The organism is Carboxylicivirga mesophila (genome assembly GCF_018271975.1).
GTDB lineage: Bacteria > Bacteroidota > Bacteroidia > Bacteroidales > Marinilabiliaceae > Carboxylicivirga > Carboxylicivirga mesophila.
In genome coordinates, this window is sequence record NZ_JAGUCN010000050.1 from 1 (window position 1) to 5,436 (window position 5,436).

Sequence of the window (5,436 nt, forward strand, 5' to 3'; positions counted from 1 at the left end):
TCCGGTGCAAATCATATCCTGCATTTATTAATGCTCGGTTGCACCGGTTCTGATTGGGTTGGTGTATCCCCGGGTGGCACTGCGTTTACCCGGGGATATTATTGTTGCAGACCTACGGCCTGCTATTGGCAGCTTCCATATTATCTTATGAGCTGTTAATTGAGACATGTCCATGAGAACTTCCGCCTGAGCTAGATGAGGGAGCATTAAACAGGTGGATAATCCGGTGCAAATTACATCCTACATTATTTAATGATTGCTTGCACCGGTTTTTAATTTTGTTTCGTATCCCAGGGTGTCGCTGCGCTTACCCCGGGCTATTTGTGTGGCAGGCCTACAGCCTGCAATGCGTAGTTTTCAGAAACTGCTAAAGAAATCACTCCATCGCTGCTAACGAGCTCTCTTGCTTCAGCAAAGCGTCCTATTCCCTAAGCCCTAACACCTATAACCTATAACCCAATCCCGCTCCGTGTACTTCCCCATGGGGAAGATGACATATATCTGATTTTGATTCAAATTATTAGCTTAAATGCCTCATCCCGCTAAATGCTAATGAACTTTTTTGCTAAATCCGAAGGCGTTGCTAACCTGCTAAAGTGCAGCGCTGCTAATATGCGAAAACAAAAATACTGGCTATATTTGTGATATACTAAGTCGAAAAGCATGGACGAACTAAAGGACATTCGTTGGCAGCAACGGTTTGCTAATTTTAACAAGGCATTTGGTCAATTAACAAAATTTATCCAGCACAATCAACTAAATGAATTGGAGGAACAGGGACTTATCAAAGCCTTTGAATACACCTATGAACTAGCATGGAAAACCCTTCAGGATTTACTCAGGCACAAAGGTTATGAAGACATTGCCGGACCTAAGCCAGTGATTGAACAAAGCTTTCAGGATGGTTATATAAAGGATGGTAAAGGGTGGTTACGAATGCATAAAAGCAGAAACCTGGCATCTCATACCTATGATGAAGCTACCGCCACTGAAATTATTGAGGCCATCCGGTCAGAATATGTAGCTCTTCTAAAATATTTGAAGCAGCGTTTGGATAAAGAGCTGCTTAATCCCCAAACCACTGTGCTTGATGAGTAAGCTGGCAAGTACCGGATTGAGCCGGCAAGATGTTTTTAGCATCGTTAATGTGTTACGCTCAAATCCTAAAATTCAGAATGCTGTTTTATTTGGATCCAGGGCACTGGGTACGTATTCGAGTGGTTCTGATATCGACATAAGCCTGCTTGGTGCCAACTTGTCTTTGAAGGATGTTTTGGATGTATCCATAGATTTAGAGGAATTAAACCTTCCGTATAAATTTGATCTAATTATCTATGAGCGTATTAATGAAGAGGCCTTAAAGGAGCATATTCAACGAGTAGGCATCCAACTGTATGAGTTGTAAATAAAACTACCAACAAACTGTCCTTATTCGCGCGTTAGAGCGGACTTCGTCCTTTTAGCACATTAGAGAATTGGAGCACGGCGCTGCTAACGTGCTAATATGCGCCCCTGGGGGAGCTTCCGCCTGAGGCGAATGAGGGGGTATAAAATATAATGGGTTATTCCGGTACAAATCACATCCTGCATTTATTAATGCTCGGTTGCACCGGTTCTGATTGGGTTGGTGTATCCCGGGGTGGCACTGCGTTTACCCCGGGTTATTATTGTGGCAGGCCTACGGCCTGCTATTGGCAGCTTCCATATTACCTTATGAGCTGTTAATTGAGACATGTCCATGAGAACTTCCGCCTGAGCTAGATGAGGGAGCATTAAATAGGTGGATAATCCGGTGCAAATTACATCCTTCATTATTTAATGCACGCTTGCACCGGTTTTAATTCACATGGTGTGTCCCGGGGTGTCGCTGCGCTTACCCCGGGCTATTTATGTGGCAGGCCTGCAGCCTGCAATTGGCAGCTACTAAAAATGTAAAAGTCAATCTCTGTTTCCTCATATCACTCTGCGGTAAAAATTTATAGTTCAAAAGATTGAATGCACTGCCAATCCCCCATCCCGCTTCGCGGACTTCCCCTTGGGGAAGATGAGCCTATATTTACCTTTGTTAAAATCAATTAGATTAAAGGGACTGTTCAACTACCGCTTTAATAAGTTTTTTGCTAAGAGCAGAGCAATTCTAACGAGCTACAGCGAAGCGTCGCTAATAAGCTACAACCATGCGGTGCAAACACCTAAAACTCAACCCTCACCTCTTTCTAATCCAATAAGCACTCATTCTCATCTCTCACTCTTATCTATACTCTTCTGCTCCCAAAAACACCTAAAACCAGCAACCCAAAACCTGTAACAAGCAACCAGCAACCAAACTCATAACCCTAAATCCACAACTCTCACTTCTCCTATCTCACCGCTTTCTAATCCTTTCTATTTCTCTTCCTTCTTCGGTCATCTTAATCATCTCTCTTCGATGCTTCCTCGCAACGCCTTTGATTCATCTTCGTACCCGCTTCGTACCCTATTCGCCAACGCGCGTAGCCGAAGCAAACCCGAAGCACCTTCGAAGCGCTATCGAAGCAAGTACCTAAAACACCCAATAAACAGAGGAATTACCCTTAACAAGGTTGGTTTTCACCAAAAAATGCCCGCTTGTTGATGAAATTGCCACTAAAATACCTGGCATACTGTCATTTTTGACCAAAACCTCACTATTATGATAGATGAAAAATGTCTTACATCCAGATTAACTGCCTCTTACAAGTGTTGCGTTCACGGTAATATTACCGTTATTTCCCATCTCAACAACGCGTTTTAAGTTTGTTGCTACATCCGGCCGGATTTTAAAACAGTCCGACTGCCAAGGGTAGTCATTCACTTAAAACACAAAGTTATGTTAGAACTGAGAAATTTTATGCTGGGAGCCTGTGGCACCCTGGGCATACTGGAGGTGACCAATAGCGAAGCCTTGCTGCCCACTGAATCGGAACCGGAAGTGCTGGTGGTGAAAGCGCTGATCACCCTGTTGGTGGGTGGTTTATCGACGGTGGTGACGCGGGTCATCCGGCAACGGCAGGATCGTCAAAAGCGTAAGACGCCAACCAGGCGCAGGAAACAAGTAAGCAAAAGTCAAACCATAAAAAACTAATACCATGGGACGATTTATTAAAGGCATCATGGGTGGATTTTCCGGCAAGGTCGGAAACATTGTTGGAGGCAACTGGCGAGGCATTAGCTATATGCGTTCCCTCTCCGAGCGCCGTAACTACACCCCTACCGAGAAACAGTTGATGCAGCGAGCCCGCTTTGCCTATGCGGTAAGCTTTCTGCAACCGATTCACCCGGTGGTGCGGGTGGGCTATCGCAACCAGGCCAGCCAGCAATCACCACTTAATGCAGCGCTGGCACATGTGCTAAAAAAAGTGGTGGAGGGCGAATACCCCGACTACCGCATCAATTATGCCAGTCTGGAGATGGCCAAAGGTCTACTGCCCGGCCCTCAGCACCCGGCGGTGCAATTGCAGGATCAAACCCTGACTTTTACCTGGCGCGACGGGGCGGCCATCCTCAAAGACTATGGAGATAACCAGGTATTGCTCCTGGCCATTGGTGACGGCATCTATCCGTCTTACTCCATTGGGGAAGCTGTCCGAAACGATGGGCAGGCCACACTGGCAATACCCGATGCCCAAACAGGTACGGTGCTGCATACCTATCTGGCATTCCTGGCTGTCAATGGCAACAGTGTCAGCAACAGCTATTATGTTGGTGAGGTAAGTCTGTGATAGATAATCTGTGGAGTCGCTGCTGCGGCAGCGCTCCTTTTTAGTGTAGTAGAACGTAGCAGATTAGAACGGGCTTTGCCCTTATTAGCGCGTTAGAGCGGCCTGACGGCCTTTTTTTAGTAGAATAGCCTAATTGCTAAAAACGAAGCGTTGCCAATCTGCTAAGAGCCGAAGGCGTTGCTAAAAAGCTAAAAGCGCAGCGTTACTAACGTGTTATTTTGCTAAAGCCAAGCCGTCGCTAATAAGCTAAAGCGAAGCGCTGATAACATGTAAAGAGCGCAGCGTCCTATTCCCTAATACCCTATCACGTAATCCCTGTTTTAATGCCCCTTATTTGCAATTACTATTAAATTGTTATACATTATAGTAAACAAACTTAACCTAAACACCATGCTTTATCAATTATACCGTTTAGCCATCCCGCTATTAGAACGCAAAAAATCCAACTGGCAGGATATCAGTCAACTTGAGGTGGTGCCGGTGCTGCAGCTGCAAGAAGAGTTTTCGGAAGAACTGTTTCAGTGCCTGCAGCAGTTGGAGGAAGCAAGCATTAACTGGAGCTATGTATATCATAAATACCGCAGCTTACAAAAGCTGAAGCTACTGCTGGACGAGGACCCCTGGTGCAAGCCAGCCACCAAAGAAGCTGATCGCATGAGTTGTTTTGTACACGATTTACTGATTTACCTGATGATATGCAGCTTATTGCAACAAGCCACCATCCTTTTTCAGGGGTTTCTGGAAAGCGATCAGCAACCCTCATCCATGGCTTTATACCACCGGGTGAAACACTCAAATAGCTGGTTGCTCACTGTTTTCTCCAAATACCTGCCGGATGGTGATTGGCTGCGTCAGTTACTGCATCAGCAAACACCTTGTTTACTGCGCGAGGATCACCAGCTGCACAAGCTCATCAAAAATGGTTCATTGCCGGCTTGCCTGATTCAATTGGTGCGTGACACCTGGGAACCCTTAACGGCCTGTCCGGAGAATCGCAACTATGAATACCTGCTGCTGCAGGATATCAAAGACCTTAACCGGTATCTGATACGGTTCCGGCAACATCACCGTTGGGAAACCTTACGGGATATTATCCACGCATGCCTGTTGCGTTCAGAGAGTCATTCATTTTTTGTGGAGGACTATGTACTATTACTGCGCAAATACCAGTCAGCTAAGTATTATAAGGACGAGCTAGATTACTGGAAGCAGGCCAAAAAGCAGTTTATGGCCGCACACAACAGTGAGCTGATACAGCTGACCCCATCCTACCGCTTGTACAAACGCATTATACAGACCTGTAAAGCATTACAGTCGGATCAGACAAAAGACGACTGCCGTCAGTTGTGCCAGTATCAAATCGATTGGATTGGGCACCCCATCACCTTACTGCGCCTCTTGCACCCCTTGATCAGTAAAGGCCAATTGCTGATTAACGGCGCTTGTGACTTAAGTACCTTTGCCCGCTTTATTGCATCGCTTGGTCGAGTAAAAAAAGTACGTAGCGACGGCTATTTGAGTGAGAGCAGCTTATTGACTTACCTGAAAAAACTAAACAGCGGCGACATTGATTTGGAGCAGGTGCATTAGCAGATTGGAACGGACTTCCTCCTTGGAACATAATAGCTCGATAGAGCGGCCTGATGGCCTTTTAGCAAACTAGCATATTAGGGAGTACTTTAGCTAACCTTCTAAA

The 5,436-nt window shown here is 45.7% G+C and carries 5 protein-coding genes; all 5 read left to right on the forward strand.

The window, feature by feature from the left end; translation table 11 throughout:
* Window positions 1–663: 663 nt before the first annotated feature.
* The 5 genes from KEM09_RS21620 (at window position 664) to KEM09_RS21640 (ending at window position 5,330) form a co-directional block, all read left to right on the forward strand.
* Complete coding sequence (locus KEM09_RS21620; RefSeq protein WP_212232000.1) at window positions 664–1,098, forward strand: nucleotidyltransferase substrate binding protein; 435 nt, start codon at window positions 664–666, stop codon at window positions 1,096–1,098.
* Window positions 1,091–1,405 carry a nucleotidyltransferase domain-containing protein gene (locus tag KEM09_RS21625; protein WP_212232001.1) on the forward strand — a complete coding sequence of 105 codons (315 nt, stop codon included), beginning with the start codon at window positions 1,091–1,093 and terminating at the stop codon, window positions 1,403–1,405. The genes KEM09_RS21620 and KEM09_RS21625 overlap by 8 nt, the downstream gene beginning before the upstream one ends.
* 1,443 nt (window positions 1,406–2,848) lie before the next feature.
* Window positions 2,849–3,103 (forward strand): hypothetical protein, encoded by a 255-nt coding sequence (locus KEM09_RS21630; RefSeq protein WP_212232003.1) that lies wholly within the window; start codon window positions 2,849–2,851, stop codon window positions 3,101–3,103.
* Window positions 3,104–3,107: 4 nt separating this feature from the next.
* Entirely contained in the window at window positions 3,108–3,740 is a 633-nt protein-coding gene (locus tag KEM09_RS21635) for a DUF6266 family protein (protein WP_212232005.1), read from the forward strand.
* 390 nt (window positions 3,741–4,130) lie between these two features.
* Window positions 4,131–5,330 (forward strand): hypothetical protein, encoded by a 1,200-nt coding sequence (locus tag KEM09_RS21640; protein WP_212232007.1) that lies wholly within the window; start codon window positions 4,131–4,133, stop codon window positions 5,328–5,330.
* The last annotated feature ends 106 nt before the right edge of the window (window positions 5,331–5,436 follow it).

Excerpts from the sequence above, each read along its gene's own strand:
- KEM09_RS21620 (WP_212232000.1), top strand. The coding sequence starts at position 664 with ATGGACGAACTAAAGGACATTCGTTGGCAGCAACGGTTTGCTAATTTT.
- KEM09_RS21625 (WP_212232001.1), top strand. The coding sequence starts at position 1,091 with ATGAGTAAGCTGGCAAGTACCGGATTGAGCCGGCAAGATGTTTTTAGC.
- KEM09_RS21630 (WP_212232003.1), top strand. The coding sequence starts at position 2,849 with ATGTTAGAACTGAGAAATTTTATGCTGGGAGCCTGTGGCACCCTGGGC.
- KEM09_RS21635 (WP_212232005.1), top strand. The coding sequence starts at position 3,108 with ATGGGACGATTTATTAAAGGCATCATGGGTGGATTTTCCGGCAAGGTC.
- KEM09_RS21640 (WP_212232007.1), top strand. The coding sequence starts at position 4,131 with ATGCTTTATCAATTATACCGTTTAGCCATCCCGCTATTAGAACGCAAA.